This window comes from Chelonobacter oris (assembly GCF_000772535.1).
Taxonomy (GTDB): domain Bacteria; phylum Pseudomonadota; class Gammaproteobacteria; order Enterobacterales; family Pasteurellaceae; genus Chelonobacter; species Chelonobacter oris.
The window spans coordinates 119,470-137,125 of record NZ_JSUM01000003.1; the positions used below are offsets into that span (position 1 = coordinate 119,470).

15 protein-coding genes and 2 other RNA genes are annotated in these 17,656 nt (G+C 49.3%); 12 read left to right on the forward strand and 5 right to left on the reverse strand.

Features of this window, described 5'->3' with window-relative positions; translation table 11 throughout:
• Window position 1 precedes the first annotated feature (1 nt).
• Together OA57_RS01995 and OA57_RS02000 are read right to left on the reverse strand one after the other, a co-directional pair.
• Window positions 2-382, reverse strand: coding sequence for a YraN family protein (locus OA57_RS01995; protein WP_034612771.1), 381 nt, complete (start codon window positions 380-382; stop codon window positions 2-4).
• 4 nt (window positions 383-386) lie between these two features.
• On the reverse strand, window positions 387-2,189 hold the full coding sequence (locus tag OA57_RS02000) for a penicillin-binding protein activator (protein ID WP_034613542.1): 1,803 nt from the start codon (window positions 2,187-2,189) through the stop codon (window positions 387-389).
• Between the two features lie 112 nt (window positions 2,190-2,301).
• Between OA57_RS02000 and rsmI the strand changes: the two genes are divergently transcribed.
• Window positions 2,302-3,147 carry a 16S rRNA (cytidine(1402)-2'-O)-methyltransferase gene (rsmI, locus tag OA57_RS02005; protein ID WP_034612773.1) on the forward strand — a complete coding sequence of 282 codons (846 nt, stop codon included), beginning with the start codon at window positions 2,302-2,304 and terminating at the stop codon, window positions 3,145-3,147.
• 46 nt (window positions 3,148-3,193) lie between these two features.
• Here the strand turns inward: rsmI and OA57_RS02010 are convergent, their stop codons facing one another.
• A complete protein-coding gene (locus OA57_RS02010; protein ID WP_034612777.1) occupies window positions 3,194-3,736 on the reverse strand; it encodes a KdsC family phosphatase in 543 nt (180 codons plus the stop codon).
• An 11-nt stretch (window positions 3,737-3,747) separates the two neighbouring features.
• Window positions 3,748-4,680: a KpsF/GutQ family sugar-phosphate isomerase gene (locus OA57_RS02015; RefSeq protein WP_034612780.1), complete on the reverse strand. Its 933-nt coding sequence runs from the start codon at window positions 4,678-4,680 to the stop codon at window positions 3,748-3,750.
• A 134-nt stretch (window positions 4,681-4,814) separates the two neighbouring features.
• Between OA57_RS02015 and rnpB the strand changes: the two genes are divergently transcribed.
• Window positions 4,815-5,201, forward strand: an RNA gene (gene rnpB, locus OA57_RS12240) — RNase P RNA component class A.
• A gap of 24 nt (window positions 5,202-5,225) precedes the next feature.
• Here the strand turns inward: rnpB and tesB are convergent.
• Window positions 5,226-6,089 carry an acyl-CoA thioesterase II gene (gene tesB / locus OA57_RS02020; RefSeq protein ID WP_034612781.1) on the reverse strand — a complete coding sequence of 288 codons (864 nt, stop codon included), beginning with the start codon at window positions 6,087-6,089 and terminating at the stop codon, window positions 5,226-5,228.
• A gap of 171 nt (window positions 6,090-6,260) precedes the next feature.
• Here tesB and ffs point away from each other — a divergent pair.
• From ffs to OA57_RS02060, 10 genes are all read left to right on the forward strand, one after another.
• An RNA gene (gene ffs, locus OA57_RS12330) (signal recognition particle sRNA small type) lies at window positions 6,261-6,353 on the forward strand.
• Window positions 6,354-6,560: 207 nt separating this feature from the next.
• Entirely contained in the window at window positions 6,561-7,544 is a 984-nt protein-coding gene (locus tag OA57_RS02025) for an HlyD family secretion protein (RefSeq protein WP_034612783.1), read from the forward strand.
• 11 nt (window positions 7,545-7,555) lie between these two features.
• Window positions 7,556-10,336 (forward strand): ribosome-associated ATPase/putative transporter RbbA, encoded by a 2,781-nt coding sequence (gene rbbA / locus OA57_RS02030; protein ID WP_034612784.1) that lies wholly within the window; start codon window positions 7,556-7,558, stop codon window positions 10,334-10,336.
• Window position 10,337: 1 nt separating this feature from the next.
• Window positions 10,338-11,462: an ABC-2 transporter permease gene (locus OA57_RS02035; protein ID WP_034612786.1), complete on the forward strand. Its 1,125-nt coding sequence runs from the start codon at window positions 10,338-10,340 to the stop codon at window positions 11,460-11,462.
• Window positions 11,463-11,474: 12 nt separating this feature from the next.
• On the forward strand, window positions 11,475-12,914 hold the full coding sequence (locus OA57_RS02040; RefSeq protein WP_034612789.1) for an efflux transporter outer membrane subunit: 1,440 nt from the start codon (window positions 11,475-11,477) through the stop codon (window positions 12,912-12,914).
• Window positions 12,915-13,105: 191 nt separating this feature from the next.
• Window positions 13,106-14,440, forward strand: coding sequence for a glutamyl-tRNA reductase (hemA, locus tag OA57_RS02045; RefSeq protein ID WP_034612792.1), 1,335 nt, complete (start codon window positions 13,106-13,108; stop codon window positions 14,438-14,440).
• Window positions 14,441-14,516: 76 nt separating this feature from the next.
• Window positions 14,517-15,599, forward strand: coding sequence for a peptide chain release factor 1 (prfA, locus tag OA57_RS02050; protein ID WP_034612795.1), 1,083 nt, complete (start codon window positions 14,517-14,519; stop codon window positions 15,597-15,599).
• An 18-nt stretch (window positions 15,600-15,617) separates the two neighbouring features.
• The gene (locus OA57_RS12565) at window positions 15,618-15,860 is read left to right on the forward strand and encodes a hypothetical protein (protein ID WP_152596702.1); all 243 of its coding nucleotides are present in this window, start codon (window positions 15,618-15,620) and stop codon (window positions 15,858-15,860) included.
• 76 nt (window positions 15,861-15,936) lie between these two features.
• A complete protein-coding gene (gene prmC, locus OA57_RS02055; RefSeq protein WP_084589849.1) occupies window positions 15,937-16,899 on the forward strand; it encodes a peptide chain release factor N(5)-glutamine methyltransferase in 963 nt (320 codons plus the stop codon).
• Window positions 16,883-17,647 (forward strand): SirB1 family protein, encoded by a 765-nt coding sequence (locus tag OA57_RS02060; RefSeq protein WP_034612798.1) that lies wholly within the window; start codon window positions 16,883-16,885, stop codon window positions 17,645-17,647. Before prmC ends, OA57_RS02060 begins: the two co-directional genes overlap by 17 nt.
• Window positions 17,648-17,656: the final 9 nt, after the last annotated feature.

Genomic DNA, 17,656 nt, shown 5'->3' on the forward strand with positions numbered 1-17,656 from the left:
TTCATTCATAGTTGTGGCTATCGTTAAATTCAATAAAGTGTTTAAACCAGTTTGGCGTTGATGTTTTCGGCTCAAACGTGATGAGATCAAAGCGGCAATCGCAATTCTCCAAACTTTTTCGCTGTCGGTTCAGCCAGGCTTCGGCAGCCTGAATCCAACGTCGCTGCTTTTGGCGGGAAACGCTTTCCCATGCGCCGCCAAAGCGATCATCGCTGCGTTGCCTGACTTCGATAAAAACCGTGGTGTCGCCGTCCGACATGACGAGATCCAACTCACCGCAGCGAAAAGCCTGATTGGCGGCAATTAATTTCAAGCCTTGACGCTCCAAAAAGAGGCGCGCCTGATGTTCATATTGCGCGCCTTGTTCTCTTTTATTGGGCATCGGTTTAGTTCAGAACACGGATCTGACCGCCCTGATATTCGAACCAGCTCATTTCACGGTCGATATTGCAGCCGTTGCCGGCACTTAATTTACCGGTCAGACCGTTGACGGTATAACCCGGAATCTGGCGCAATTCGTTAAACTTGTTGATTAACAGCCAGGCATCGGAACCCATGGCATACAATCTGATTAAGGAATAGTCGCCACCGGTCGAACCGGCTATCTGGCTGTATTGGCTGCTTTGCGTGTCGGCTAGGAACGGAATGTCACTGAATTTTAGCCCTTCCATGGTTAAGCGGTAATCCGGACCGTTATTCGGGGAGTTACTGCGGGAAGAGGCATATAATTTCAGGCTGCGCCCATATGCGGAATTATTGATAGTGTTTTTGATATCCAGCAAATCGCTGCTGTCGGCAACGATATACAGCGCTTGAATGTCTTCACGGGTGTAACCGCTGGTTTGTACGGTGGTGCCGGTAATGGCGGCAATGGTTTCACTGCGCTGTTCGCTTTGCGAATTGCCTAATCCGTTTTGTAATGCCGCCAAAATATCGTTCGGCGAATTATAGAACTGGGTAGTGGCGTCAGTCGCCGCCAGTTGCTGCCAACGCAGGTTGAAAGCGGCGGCGGTACGTTGTCCCAAATCATTTTGCGGCACAATCACCAACGGATTGCGCACACCGTCGTTCCAGATACGGTCGGCGGCAGAACGGGCTTCCGATTCCGGTGATAAGCCATAGTAGCAGATATTGGCGATCGGTTGGGCATTTGGGGTGGAATTCAGAGCCAATACCGACAAACCGGCCGTATCGCTGGCGAGCATGGCATCGACATTACCTTTGATCAACGGCCCGACCAGCGCTTGCGAACCGTTTGCTTTAGCCTGAGCGATGATATCGCCGATTGGGGTGGTCATGGTGTCATAAGCGGTGACCTGAACCGCACTTGTGCCGCGGGCATCATCAAAACCGCGCTTAATGGTTGTGCCGATTAATTGCGCATTGCCGCTGGTCGGCAGTAAAAGGGCGATATTGTTCAATGCTACTTGCTGATAATTCAGGGCGTCCTGAATTTCTGTCGGTAACAGGTAGGCGGCACTGTGATTCGGGTAGGCACTTTTCCAGCTTTGAACGGCATTCCGCAGATTTTCAGGTTGGGAGATATTGCCGTTATAGGCGTTGATTAAGGACAACCAACCACTAAGTGCGGTATCGCCGCTTTCGGGGGCAATGCGTCTTAATGTCGTCGGGTTAGCGGCGCGTAATAACGACCAGATATTATTGATGTTTTGCTGCTTTCTTTCGGTATCGGTGATAACTTGATCCGCCAATACCAACGATTTTACCGCATCGGTCAGATTGTTTTGGTTGCCGGCGATTTTCGCCTGAGCGATATAGTAGCGGGCTTTTTGCGAATTGCTGAGTTGTTTCAAATCAATGCTTCGTAAGGTCGCCGTGGCGTTACTGTTGGCGCGTTTGTTGGCATAAATTTGCGCTTGAATCAGATTTTTATCTATCGTCTGCTCTTTGTCCAAGCCTTGCAGTGAAGCCAATAAGGCTTCGGCTTGACGCATTTTGTTTTCAGTCAGCAACACACGAGCCGCCAAGAGTTGATAATTATCTTTTTCCGTTTTATTTTGCGCCTGTTCCGCCCGATTTAAATAAAATTCGGAATTCGCATTGGCATCACGTTGTAAGATATTACCGGAACCGGAAAACAGATCCACGTTACAGGCGGACAGAAATAACACCATAAAAAACGGCATTATCAGGTGTTTAATATTGAAACGTGGCAATAAAATGCGCAGTACACGGGGATTCGAGATATTAATATTAGGCATAGCGGCTCCAAATCGTTAGAATAGCTTTTCGGATCTTACTTATCTCACACACTAAAATCAATCAAAGACGTCATAAATTATGAAGAATCAAGCAGGAATATTGTATATCGTCGCCACGCCGATTGGAAATTTACAGGATATCAGCCAACGGGCGCTGGATATTTTTGCATCGGTTGATCTGATTGCCGCAGAGGACACACGGCATAGCGGGCTGCTGCTGAGCCATTACGGTATCAAAAAACCGTTTTTTGCATTACATGACCATAATGAACAGCAAAAAGCCGCTGTGTTGCTTCAGCGCTTGCAGCAAGGAGAGAATATTGCGTTGGTTTCCGATGCGGGCACACCGCTGATCAGCGATCCCGGTTTTCATCTGGTGCGGTATTGTCGTCAGGCCGGGATTAACATTGTGCCGCTGCCGGGGGCTTGTGCCGCCATCACCGCACTTTGTGCCGCCGGCATTGCATCGGATCGCTTTTGTTTTGAAGGCTTTTTACCGGCAAAAAGCAAAGCCAGACGCGATAAATTTGACGCATTGAAATCGGAAGAGAGAACGCTGATTTTTTATGAGTCGACACATCGAATTTTGGACAGTTTGCAGGATATGCAAACGGTTTGGGGCAAGCATCGTTATGTGGTATTGGCACGCGAGCTGACCAAAACGTGGGAAACCATTCACGGCGATACGTTGGAAAATCTGTTGCTGTGGTTACGGCAAGACGTGAACCGCACCAAAGGCGAAATGGTATTGATTGTAGAAGGGCAAAGTGCGGTTGCCGATCAAGTTTTTTCCGACGAAACGGTAAAAGCCCTGCGCTTAATTGCCGCTGAATTACCGTTGAAAAAAGCCGCTGCGATTGTGGCGGAACTGTACGGCTGTAAAAAGAATGCGTTGTATCAATTCGGGTTGGAGAATATCAAGTAACTCTATTGATACCGCACTTTCAGTGTTAAAAGTGCGGTATGGGGCTTCATTGCGCCATTTTCTTGGCGGCGGCTAAAAAGCCTTGTGCCGAGCGGTAAATCCCGTCTTTGCCCTGCACCGCTAAAATCAAATCGGACAATTCACGAAAGGCACCTTTGCCGCCGGCAAGGGTTAACGTGCGGTCGGCGGCTTGTTTGACATAATCCGGCGCATCGGCAACCGCAGCGGAAAAGCCGCAGACTGCAAAAGCGGGCAGGTCGACGCTGTCATCGCCGAGATAGGCGGTTTGTTCGGCGCTGACTTCGGCTTGCGCCATTAATTGATAACAGGCGGTTTCTTTATCCAGTTTACCGAGCAAGAACAGTTCAATGCCTAAATCGGCAATTCGTTTGCGTAAAATTGCGGAATCCCGTCCGGAAAGTACCGCAACCTGAACGCCGGATTCGATTAACATTCGAATACCTAATCCGTCACGCACGTGAAAGCATTTTAACGCTTCGCCGTCGGCGTCATAGTACAGGCTGCCGTCGGTCAATACGCCGTCAATATCGGTGATGACCAGTTTGATGTTACGGAGTTTATTGTTCATATTGCCACCGCTTAATAAGAGAATTCAAACAGCCCGACGACCTCATCTTGCTCCAAGACAATGAGGGAATGGATTTTATGCAGGCGCATATAATCTTCCGCCTGGCTCATATAGGTGTCGGCTTGAATGGTTTTCGGATTGGTAGACATGATATCTTTGGCATATAAACGAAGGCATTTAATCCCCATAGAGGTAAATGAACGCCGAATGTCGCCGTCTGTAATAACGCCTTTGAGTTCTTTATTATCCATGACAATCGCGATCCCCATTCTTCCTTCCGTCATTTTGTCTATGCAGTCGGCAAAAGAGGTATCCGGTGTCACTATCGGTAAACGAGTCTGCATGATATCGCGCACTCTGCTTAATAAGCGCCTGCCTAAACTTCCGCCCGGGTGGAAACGTGCAAAATCGGTCGGTTGAAAATCGCGGGCTTTGATTAAGGCAACCGCCATGGCATCTGCCAGTGCCAGTGTAACCAATGCCGATGTAGTCGGGGCGAGATTATTCGGGCAAGCTTCCCGTTCAACCGAAATATCCAGAATATAGTCGGCATGTTTAGCCAGTGTAGATTCGGGATTTCCGGTCATGGCGATAATTTTATTACCGAAGGTTTTCAGGCTCGGAATCAGTTTATTGACGTCATCGGTTTCGCCGCTGTAGGAGATTAAAATGACAATATCAATCGGTTTCAACATCCCCAGATCGCCATGAAAAGCTTCGGTCGGATGCAGAAAAAAACTCGGTGTGCCGGTGGAGGCAAAAGTCGCTACCATTTTTTTGCCGATTAAACCGGATTTACCGATACCGGCTACAACCAGACGGCCTTCACATTCGAGGATTGACTGGATGACTTGGCTAAACTGTTCGTCAAGATTGGTACGTAGTCTGGCAATACCGTTTTCTTCGATCGCCAATGTTTCTTGGGCAATTTGTATATAGTTCATTATATGACCTCTTATACGCTTTTGTTGTAGGGATAATAGATGAGGCAAAATGTAATCGGATTTATTCTAGCTTAATATCCTAATTTAGCAAGACAATGCTATCTTAAGCGGAAAAATTCCGTTATACTGCGCAGCGAGTTGGTCAGGCAATCGCTGGTTTATTGAAGCTCTCAACCGTTGTAAAACAACCTAGAGGACAAGTAGACGAGAGGAAAGTCCGGGCTACACAGGGCAGAGTGCCGGATAACGTCCGGGGGGCGCGAGCCTACGACCAGTGCAACAGAGAGCAAACCGCCGATGGCTCGTAAGAGATCAGGTAAGGGTGAAAGGGTGCGGTAAGAGCGCACCGCGTGAGTGGCAACATTTCACGGCACGGTAAACTCCACTCGTAGCAAGACCAAATAGGAATCCAACGTGCGGCCCGCATGGGATTCGGGTAGGTTGCTTGAGCGTTTGTGCAAATAAACGCCTAGAGGAATGATTGTCCGCGACAGAACCCGGCTTATCGACCAACTCACTTTTTCAATACCGCACTTTACCTATCTTTATTCCGCCGTAAAACGAATTAAGCCCTCTTGTTGAGTCGTGGCAATTAAGCGCCCGTCCTGAGCAAAAATTTGCCCCCGTGCCAAACCGCGTGCTGCAAACGCATTATTACTTTCAACCGCATGGAGCAGCCAATGGTTTAAATCAAACGGACGATGAAACCAAATCGCATGGTCAATAGTCGCCACTTTCATGCCTTTTTCCAAAAAGCCTTTTTTATGCGGGTGAAGTGCGGTCAGCAGGCAATGAAAATCGGAAAAATAGGCAAGCAGGCACTGATTGATTTTCAAATCGACGGGGACAGTGCCGTTGGCTTTGAACCAAGCGTATTGTTCTGCCGGAAATTCACGCCCCCGAAACGGATTGTTCAAGTATTTACTGCGCACATCAAACGGGCGTTCCGCCGTCAGTTTGTCTTTCACTGTCGCCGGTAAATAAGCGGCTGCCGCCCGCACGGCGTCCAGTTCGTTGATCAGCAGCTGCGGTGCATCGACTTGCGGCATTCGGCTTTGATGATCGAAACCGTTTTCCAAGGTTTGAAATGAGGCGGTGACATGACAAATCGGTTCATTATGCTGAATGGCTTTGATCCGAAGTGCGGTGAAACTGCGGCCTTCACGTAAAACCTCAACATCGTATAAAATCGGGTGCTGCGCATCACCGCTGCGTAAAAAATAGGCATGGCAAGAGTGTAAAATACGATCTTGCGGAGCAACCTTGATGCCGGCCGCCAATGCCTGTGCGATCACTTGCCCGCCGAATACCTGGCGCAAGCCGAGATCGACGCTTTGTCCGCGGAAATAGTGATCATCAATGGTTTCAAGCGTCAATAAATCGATTAATTGTTTTAATACGGTAGACATGGCATAACCTTTTCGTGCTGTAACATTATTGTCGGTTATAACAAAATCATTGCCGAAAAACAATGCTGTGTGCGAGAAATAGCCAGCTGTGCAGGTTGAACTTGCAAAGGCGTGCCAATTGTAGGACAATGCACCGCACTTGACGGTTTCGCCGTCAATTCTATGGATTCCCTTTTGGTTCCTCGCAATGGTATTTGGTTCATCGGGTCAGGTTCGGAAGAAAGCAGCCCAAGTCAAATTTCCGTGTGCCGAGATCAAGCTGGGAGGGAATCCACCCACTTTATTCGATGTCTTTATTTCTTTCCGCATAACAATATCTAACCCGAATCAGTCATAAACATGCCGATTTCACGGCAGCTTGACCTTTGATTTGATGTGTTTATAATCAAAATACCCTTCGTTATTATTTTTAATCTTACTATTTTATTTGGTGTGCGGGCAGTTATATGCCGATAGCCGATGGAGTACGGTATGAAAAAATTACTCATCGTGTTGCCTATTGTCGCCTTGATAGGCGGAGCGATTTGGTTCAGCCAACAGGATTCAGAACAAGATTATCCGAATGTTGCCGCTGTAAACGGGCGCTTAGAGCTGGCGAGAATGGATGTTGCCAGTTTATATGCGGGACGGGTTGAAGCGATTGCCGTGACGGAAGGACAAACGGTAGAAAAAGACGCGTTGTTGGCGGTATTGTCATCAACAACGACACAGGCGCAGCTGGCGGCGGCTCAGGCACAGCAAACCCAAGCGGAACAAGCTGTTAAGCGAGCGCAAGCGCAAATCGAAACACAACGGCAACAGTTAAAAGTCGCGCAAATGGATCTGGATAACGCCCAAAAAATGCGGCGTGACAACCTGATCTCCAAATCGGAAATGGAAAAACGGCAGGCGGAGCGTGATGCCGCCAATGCGGCACTACAGGCTGCACAAGCCGCCAAACTGGAAGCGGAAGCCGCGGTGCAACAGGCCGCTGCACAGGTGGAGCAAGCCGGCTCGATGGAGCGGGATATGTCGGTGCGAGCGCCACAGGCCGGACGGGTCGAATACAAAATCGCCGAAGTGGGCAATGTCATTCCGTCCGGGGGGAAAGTCATCAGCCTGCTGAATCTGAATGACATCAGCATGAATCTGTTTTTTCCCGGACCGACCGTCAATAAAATCCCGTTGAACAGCGAAGCCAGAATTGTGTTGGACGGATTGGATTGGGTTTGGCCGGCTACCGTGACGTATATTGCGGCAGATGCGCAATTCACGCCAAAATATGTGGAAACGGCAGAGGAGCGGGAAAAGCTGGTATTTAAAATCAAGCTGCAAATTCCGCAACAGGTCGCACAACAATATGCATCCTATCTTAAGGGCGGAATGACCGGTAACGGCTATGTGTTGACGGAAAACGGCGCTCAATGGCCCGAAGTGTTACGGATCAGGCTGCCCGAAAGTGCGGTTGACGAGTGACAGGAAGGCTTATGCGGACAGATTCTGCGGCACCGGCGTTAAAACTGAAAAATGTATCTCACCATTATAAACAGATACAGGCGCTTGATGATGTTTCGCTGATTTTACCGCAAGGGGTGACGGTCGGGTTGATCGGCCCCGACGGCGTGGGGAAATCCACCTTATTGTCGCTGATCGCCGGTGTTAAACTGATTCAGCAAGGACGTGTTGAGGTTTTGGGGCGGGATCAGGGCGATCCGAAACAGCGGCATGAGCTTTCGACCAAAATCGCCTTTATGCCGCAAGGCTTAGGTAAAAATCTTTATCCGACCCTATCGATTAATGAAAATATTGATTTTCACGCTCGTCTTTTCGGTTTGAATAAAAAACAGCGGCGGCAACGGATTCAACGTTTGCTGCAAGCCACCGGGTTGGAACCGTTTCAAGAAAGAGCCGCCGGCAAATTGTCCGGCGGTATGAAGCAAAAACTCAGTTTATGTTGTGCGTTGGTGCATAATCCGCAATTATTGATCTTGGACGAACCGACCACCGGTGTCGATCCATTGTCACGGCGGCAATTCTGGCAGTTGGTGAACGAGCTGCGCCAAGAAAACAGCGAGATGACCGTGGTGGTGGCGACCGCCTATATTGATGAGGCGGAGCAATTCGATTATTTGCTGGCAATGGATGACGGTAAGTTATTGGTTAATAAGCCGACAGCAGACGTTTTGCAGCAAACCGACAGCCAAACGCTGGAACAAGCGTATATCAAACTGCTGCCGCAAGACAAACAGACGGACTGGGACGATTCCCGAATCCCGCCATTCGAGGCGGAACCCGACTCGCCGCCGGCGATTGAAGCGGAAAACCTGAGCAAAAAATTCGGTGATTTTACCGCTGTGGATAATGTCAGTTTTAGTATCCCGAAAGGTGAAATTTTCGGTTTTTTAGGATCCAACGGCTGTGGCAAAAGCACCACCATGAAGATGCTGACCGGCTTGCTGGACGCCTCCTCGGGCAGTGCAAAATTGCTCGGAAAAAGCGTCAATGCCGGCGATATGCAAACCCGCAAGCGGGTCGGCTATATGTCGCAGTCATTCTCACTGTATGAAGAGTTGAGCGTGCGTCAAAACTTAGTGCTGCACGCCAAACTGTATCAATTAGACGGTAAGCAAGGTGAAGAGGCGGTCAATAATGCGTTGGAGCAATTCAAGCTGGCTGCCGTTGCCGAAAGCAAACCGACCGCACTTTCATTGGGCGTACGCCAACGTTTACAACTTGCGGCAGCCTGTTTGCACCACCCCGAAGTATTGATTTTGGATGAACCGACCTCCGGTGTCGACCCCGCCGCCCGTGATATGTTTTGGCAATATCTGCTTAAACTGTCACGAGAAGATCGGATCACGATCTTCGTTTCCACCCATTTTATGAATGAAGCGCAGCGTTGTGATCGCATTTCGTTTATGGATCGCGGCAAAGTGTTGGGCGTTGGCACGCCGGAAGCATTACGGCAGCAAAAAAACGCCGATACGTTGGAAGAAGCTTTTATCCTTTTTCTGGAGGAACAGCAGAGCGAACGCGAACAATCGCACACGACCGATGATTCCTCCGCACAGCAGCGCAGGGATAATTCATCAAAAAGTGAAACGCCGCCCGATTCAGTCGATGATCTGCACCTCTCTTTCGGGATTCGCTATTGGTTCAATATTATTTTTACTTTTGCGCTGCGTGAGGGCAAAGAGCTGTTACGTGACCGCATTCGGTTGCTGTTTGCGGTTTTCGGTCCGGTGATCTTATTGTTGGCGGGAAGCTGGGGGATTTCGTTTGATGTCAGTAATCTCAAATTCGTGGTTTGGGATCAGGATAAAAGTTATCAAAGCCGGCAGCTGATTGAGCAATTTTCTGCATCCGATTATTTTGAACTATTGGAGCAGGCGCCGGACAGAGAGCGTGTGTCGGCATTGCTAAAGAGCGGTCAGGCACGCTTGGCGATAGAAATTCCGCCGAATTTCGGTCGGGATCTGCTGCAACAGCGAAAACCGCAGGTGGCGCTGTATGTCGATGGTTCGATGCCGTTTACCGGAGAAAATATCGTCGGTTATAGCCAAGGGATCACCATGCAATATATGCAGGATTTTTATCGACAGCAAGGCGTCGGCTTGCAGACTGCGGCGAATCTCGAAGTGCGGTTTATGTATAATCAGGCGTTTAAAAGCGTTAATGCGATTTCGCCGGGGTTGATTATGCTGACGTTAATGATGATTCCGGGCATGATGACCGCACTTGGGGTTGTACGTGAAAAAGAAATCGGCTCGATTACTAACCTTTATGCCTCGCCCGCCTCGGTCAGCCAATATCTGCTCGGCAAACAACTGCCTTATGTGGCGCTCTCGATGCTGAGTTATCTGGTTCTGATTTTCCTGACCGTGGTGGTGGTCGGCGTGCCGTTGAAAGGATCGTTCTGGGCAATGACCTTGGGCGCTTTCGGCTTGGTATTGGCATCAACGGCATTCGGATTGCTGATTTCCGCTTTTGTACAGTCGCAAGTGGCGGCCATTTTCGGTTCTGCTATTATCAGCATGGTGCCGGCAGTCAGTTTTTCCGGCTTTCTCTATCCGATGTCGACATTGGTCGGGGCAGGCTACTGGATTGGCTGGAGCTTTCCGACCAGTTGGTATAACCTGATCAGTCTCGGTGCGTTTACTAAAGGGCTGGGGTTTGCCGGCTTTATCCATTTATACGGGATATTGCTGCTGTTCTTCGTGATATACCTGTCAGTCGCCGCATTATTGCTTAAAAAGCAGGAGAAATAGTATGCAGTGGTTAAAAAATGTTTATTATTTGTCCATAAAAGAGCTGCGCAGCCTGTTCAGCGACGTTACCCTGATAGGCTTGGTGGTCGTCATGTTCACGTTTACCATCTATTCGATTGGTAAAAGTGTTACCACCGAAGTGAAAAATGCCTCGGTTGCGGTGTTGGATCAGGATCAGTCGACGTTCTCCTACCAGTTGCGCGACGTCATTCTGCCGCCTTACTTCAAACAAGTGGTTGAAATCGAATCAGGGCAAATCGATTCGATGATGGACAGCGGCGAATATATTTTTGTGCTGACCATTCCGCCGAATTTTGCGGCTGATTTATTGGCCGACAAACAACCGCAGCTGCAATTGCTGGTTGATGCCACGGCGATGACACAGGCCGGTGTCGGTGCTAATTATCTCAGCCAAATTATCACACGCCAGATTAATCAGTTTTTGGGCTTGCCCGACAGCGAACGGATTTTACCGTTTGAGCCGGTGGTCAATGTGCTGTTTAACAGTAATTTACTGACCGAATGGTTTATGCCGACTACGCAGATCACCGGCAACTCCAGCTTGTTGGCATTGATTCTGGTCGGGGCGGCGGTGATTCGTGAACGGGAACACGGTACGATAGAACATTTGTTGGTCATGCCGGTCACCGCCAGCGAAATTGCCTTTTCCAAAATTTTGGCCAACAGTCTGGTTATTTTGGTGGCGGCAATGTTGTCACTCTATTTTGTGGTACACAAATTGATCGGCGCACCAATTAACGGTTCGCTTTGGCTGTTTGCCTTCAGCGAGGCGATTTATCTGTTTTCGGTGGCGGGATTGGGGCTGTTTTTGGCGACGCAAGCGCCGACCATGCCGCAATTCAGTTTATTGTGTTTACCGGTTTATATCGTCCTGTATTTGCTTTCCGGCGGTACATCGCCGTTTGAAAGTATGCCGCCGTTAGTACAAAACATTATGCTGTTTTCGCCGCTGACGCAGTTTGTGGCCATCAGCCAAGATGTCCTGTTTCGAGGGGCGGGCTGGGAGACCGTTTGGCATCGTATCGTCATTATGGCGATGATGGGCGCCGGTTTTGTAACGTTGGCGATTGTACGTTTTCGTTCCATGTTGGCACGACAAAATTAGAAGGATCATCATATGCAGAAGTGTTATCCGCGACTTACCGCACTTTCACTATTCTTAGCGGCTTGCAGCAATACCGAAGTGGCACTGGATTCCAACATTAATTTGCCGCAACACTATGAACAAACCGCACAGGCGCAAGGCGAGGGGCAAGTCAGTCGTTGGTGGCGGCAGTGGCGAGATCCGCAGCTGACAAGGTTGATCGAGCAAGGGTTGCGGCAGAATGTTGATTTAGCCATTGCGCAAAGCCGTTTGCAGGAGGCGAGGGCAATTTCCGCGCTGGCCGGTGCGGAACTGCTGCCGCAAGCCGGTGTCAGCGGAACCTTGGGCGGTCAGCGAATGAAAATCGAAAATAATTTATCGTCGAATGCACGCCAACTGTTGGGGAACGATGATGTTTCAATTAAAGGCAATGCTATAATTGGCGGCGTGGCGGCATCTTGGGAACCCGATATTTTCGGACAAAAACGCAGTGATGCCGATGCCGCCGCTTATGCGGCACTGGGCGCACAAGAGCGGGTTTACGGCACGCAAATGTTGGTTGCCGCCGATATTGCCGATAATTACCTGCGTGCGCAGGGAGTACGCCAGCAGCAGCAACTTCTGAATAGGACATTGACGGCGTTACAGCAGCTGCAACGCTATATCAACGGACGTTTTCAGGCGGGGCAGGTCAATGCTTATGAAGTGAATGAAATTGCTGCTAAAATTGATGCGTTAAAAGCACAGCAGGCAGGGCTGCCAGTGCGGTTTGACAGCTATCAGCGCAGCATTGCGGTTCTGATCGGGCAAGTGCCGCAAGGGTTCAGGCTGGATAGTAAACAAATGCAGCAAAGCAATCTGCTGAACAATTTGCCGCAACCGCCACGGGGGCAACAGCCGGGCAGCCTGTTAACGCAACGGCCGGATATTCGCGCCAATGCGGCGGCGGTGCAGGCTTATGCCGCAAAATTGGCGAGTGCCAAAGCCGATCTGCTGCCGCGGTTTGATATTCAGTTTTTATGGCAAACCGGACGGATTGAATTGGACGGGGATATGCCGGCGCTGAAGGGCTGGGGCGGATTAGGCAGTGTCGGTGTCCAGCTGCCGATTTTTACCGCCGGACGAATCAAGGCCAATATTCAGGCGGCGGACGCCCGTTTACAAACCGCACTTTTGGAATATGATCAACGCATTTTGCAGGCATTGTCCGAAGTGGACAGCAGTTATCAGGCGCAATTTGCATTGAACAATCAAGCCCGATTGTTGCATTATGCCGCACAAAAAGCGGCTCGGCAGGCACAGGATTCGGAAAAACTGTTCCGCTACGGCGACAAAACGCTGGATATCGCATTACGAGCCCGTCTGGACGCCTTGGATTATCAACAGCAACTGTTACAAGTGCGGTTGGCCGGCGGACAAAATTTAGTGAACCTGTATAAGGCGATCGGCGGCGGCTGGCAGGCGGCGCAGTAACTATTACAACAATAGGCAAAAAATCGGGGCTGAATCAAAATAAAACGGGATTCGGTTTGCTCAAGCCGTGACAATTTATTAGAATGCAGACTTGTTTATCGTCGTCCTTACTGGTGGGTATAGTGACGGCGATTTTATTTTATCTCAAGGAGTTATCAAAAACCTCCCCGAAAGAGGTAGATTGTTCCGTTATGGCAATATTGGCACTCGGCATTAACCATAAAACCGCACCGGTAGAGTTGCGCGAAAAGGTCGCTTTCAGTGATGAAAAGCGGCTTTTGGCGTTACAGCAGATTCGACAGGCGGAATTGGCGGAAAGTGCGGTTGTCTTGTCGACCTGTAATCGAACCGAACTCTATTTGCATAACCGCCATATTTCGCCGCAAGAAGACAGCGCACAAAATCAACAATGGTTGGAACACATTATTCAATGGTTTGTCCGTTTTCACGGCTTGAGTGCCGAACAGGTGAGGGATAATCTCTATCTGGCGCAAAATTCCGCAGCGACTCGGCATTTAATGCGGGTGGCATGCGGCCTCGATTCGCTGATTTTGGGCGAGCCGCAAATACTTGGGCAGGTGAAACAAGCTTATCAGGTGAGTGAAACGGTTTATCAACAAACGCTGAGCGGCGAATTTTCCCGCCTGTTTCAAAAGACGTTTTCCACCGCCAAACGGGTACGCAGTGAAACCGATATCGGCGGAAGTGCGGTTTCGGTCGCTTATGCGGCAACCAGCTTGGCGAAACAGATTTTTGATTCGTTGCAGCCGTTAACCATTTTATTGGTCGGTGCAGGAGAGACGATCGAACTGGTCAGCCGCTATTTGTTTCAGCAAGGCGCCGAAAATATTATTATCGCCAACCGTACGTTGAGCCGTGCCGAAGCGCTGAGTGAGCGCGTGGGTGCTATGCGGTTGTTGCCGTTGGAGAAATTACAGCAGGGATTGAACCAAGCGGATATTGTTATCACCTCTACCGCCAGCGATCAACCGCTGATTACGGTTGAAATGGTGAAATACGCCCAGAAAAAGCGTAAAAATCGTTCAATGCTGATCATCGACATTGCGGTGCCGCGCGATGTGGAAGAGCAAGTCGCCGAAGTGGATGCGGTTTACCACTACAGCGTGGACGATTTACAGCACATTATTCAGCATAATCTGGCACAGCGGCAAAAAGCGTCGGCGCAAGCGGAGCAGATTATTCAACAGGAAAGTCAGGATTTTTTCCGCTGGTTGAAACTCCATCAATCTTCCAATCTGATTCGTAAATACCGTGATCAGGCGGAGCAGGCGCGGCAGGAGTTGCTTGCCAAAGCGCTGACCGCACTTCAGCAAGGGCATGATCAGGAAAAAGTGTTACAAGAGCTCAGCTATAAGTTAACTAACCGTTTGTTGCACGTGCCGACACAGGCAATTCAAGGGTTAGTGAAGGCCGGCGACAGCGAAGGGTTACAACATTTTTCCGGCGCTTTGGGGATTGCCGTCGAAGACGACCTTGCCGATCAAGACGATGACACACGCAACTGATTGTTATTAGCCTATTATCCCGATTTCAGATAAAATACGTCATTATCATTTCAACACCGTTTCAAAAAGGGAATCCATGAAACCGTCAATCATCAGCAAATTGGAACATTTACAAGAACGTTATGAAGAATTGCAGGCACTGCTGGGCGATCCGAGCGTGATTAGCGATCAAGACAGATTCCGCGCCTATTCAAAAGAGTATTCGCAGCTGGAAGATGTGGTGCAATGCTTCGGCAAGTGGACGAAATTGCACAGTAATCTGGTAGAAGCGGAAATGTTACTCGATGATCCGAGTATGCGTGAAATGGCGCTGGAAGAGATCGAAGAATCCAGACGTGAAATTGAACGCTTGGAACAACAATTGCAACTGCTGTTGCTGCCGAAAGATCCGAATGACGAATACAACTGCTTTTTGGAGATCCGTGCCGGTACGGGCGGTGATGAAGCCGGCATTTTCAGCGGCGATTTATTTCGGATGTACAGCCGTTATGCGGAGATCAAACGCTGGCGCGTCGAGGTGATGAGTGCCAACGAAAGCGAGCAGGGCGGTTATAAAGAGATTATTGTTAAAATTAACGGTGAAGGTGTTTACGGGCAATTGAAATTTGAATCCGGCGGCCATCGGGTACAGCGTGTGCCGAAAACCGAATCGCAGGGACGGATTCATACTTCCGCCTGTACGGTGGCGGTGATGCCTGAATTGCCCGAATCGGAACTGCCGGAAATCAATCCGTCCGATTTAAAAATCGATACTTACCGCTCTTCCGGGGCGGGCGGGCAGCATGTTAATACCACTGACTCTGCGGTGCGGATCACCCACTTGCCGACCGGAATTGTGGTGGAGTGTCAGGACGAACGTTCACAGCATAAAAACAAAGCCAAAGCGATGTCGGTATTGGCGGCGCGTATTGTTCAGGCGGAAGAAGAACGCCGTGCGGCGGAGGTGTCCAGCACCCGCCGTAATTTATTGGGCAGCGGCGATCGCTCGGATAAGATCCGCACGTATAACTATCCGCAGGGGCGGGTGACCGATCATCGTATCAATCTGACCTTATACCGTTTGGACGAAGTGATGAACGGCAAAATGGACGAACTGATCCAACCGATAATTACCGAATATCAAGCGGATCAGTTGGCGGCGTTGTCGGAAGAGAGTTAATGGCAGGAACGGCGCGGTATGCGGCGAGAAAATCCAAGAGAAAAGAAACGGCGCAAAAAATCCTCTGTAGTGCCGGAGGTTGGCGAAAATACGCCACAACTCCGAGTTTCATCTTTTCAGGAACAGACCGAAAAGATCCGTCCTGAAGAAGAGGCTGATGAAAAGACAAAGCGTTGCGCTTGGCCGGTGTTTTTTGCCGCTTACCGGCGGTCGGAATCAAAGTTGTTTTACTGGATTTACTGGCAATGCACAGATATGTGACGACCAGAGGCAGCCGTATTACCGATTCGTTACTAATCAGCGATTAATGCTGAAGCGGATAAAATGAGATTTTTGAATGACGTATCAACAGTGGCTCAATCAGGCGGCAGACCGTTTAAATCGGCATGAAAGTGCGAAACGGGAGGCGCAGTTATTATTGCAGCATATCACCGGTAGCAGTCGGGCTTCGATTATGGCGTTTTCCGAAAGAGAATTACATAATGATCAATTGCAACAATTGACCGCACTTTTGCAGCGGCGGGTTAACGGCGAGCCGATGGCGTATATTCTCGGTGAAAAAGAATTTTGGTCGCTGACGTTAAAGGTGTCGCCATACACCTTGATTCCGCGTCCTGATACGGAAATTCTGGTCGAAAAAGCCCTATTGATCGCAATCGACTATATTCGACAATGTGCGGTTAAAGAATATCGTATTTTAGATTTGGGGACGGGGACTGGGGCGATTGCATTGGCGTTGGCAAAAGAGCTTTCGGCAGCCATAAAAGACAGCGTAATTAATGTGACAGGGGTTGATAAAATTCCGCAATCGGTCGAGTTGGCAAAGGAAAACCAAAGACAAAACGGCGTCAAAAATGTCACATTTTTAGTTAGCGATTGGTTCAAGGCGTTGGAAGGGCAACATTTTGATATGATTGTCGGCAATCCGCCGTATATTGATTCGCACGATGTTCATTTGTCTGAAGGCGATGTGCGCTTTGAGCCGCATTCGGCGTTGGTTGCCAATGACAGCGGCTATGCGGATTTACGGCATATCATTGAACAGGCGCCTGTTTATTTAAAGCCGCACGGCAGCTTATTACTGGAACACGGTTGGCAGCAGGGGTGTAAAGTGCGGTCACTGTTCCAAAAATATATTTGGCAAGATATTGAGACAATTCGGGATTACGGTGATAATGAACGAGTTACCTTAGCCCGATATACGGGAAAATGCGAGAAAGATCATGGAAATATCGAATATAACAAGATTAACGACATCACAACGACACGTTCAAAAAGCACTGATGGTTCAGCTGGTTGAACTGTATAAAGTGATTGCGCCCGAGCCGAAAATCAGCAGTATTTGGGGGCGGTTGGGGCATATGGTGCGCAAGGCGCACATACACGTAGACAGCCAACAACACCAAAAACACCAGATTCACCAGCTGCTGCAGCTGGTTTACGGCGAGTGGGGATTTTGTTGTGATCCGAACCAATATTATCAGGCGGACAATCTGATGGTGAATCGGCTGTTGGATACAAAAAACGGTATGCCGCTCAGTTTGGGGGCATTGGTGCTTTATCTGGCCGAAAGTCTGAATTTGCCGATTTTTCCGGTGAATTTCCCGACTCAGCTGATTCTGCGTGCCGATGTCGACAGCGAAACGGCGTTTATCAATCCGTGGGACGGTGAATATATTTTGCATGAGACGCTGGACAAATGGATTGAAGGCTATATCGGTTTTGGATTGTCGCCCGACGAAAGCGATTTGGCTGTGGCGGATGCGGAGTTGTTGCAGGATCACGTGGTACAATATATGAAAAATGCGCTAATTCGTGAAGGGCGTAGCGGCGAAGCGTTACGTTTGATCGATTGGTGCTTGCGTAAACAGCCTGACAACCCTTATGAAATTCGTGATCGCGGATTGGTGTTGGCAAGTATGCAATGTATCCATGCGGCATTGGCGGATTTTGACTATTTTGTAGAACAATGTCCGGACGATCCGAGTGCCGATTTGTTGCGCGACCAGTTGACCGGCGCGATGGTACAGGAATATTCGATTCATTAATTCCCAAAC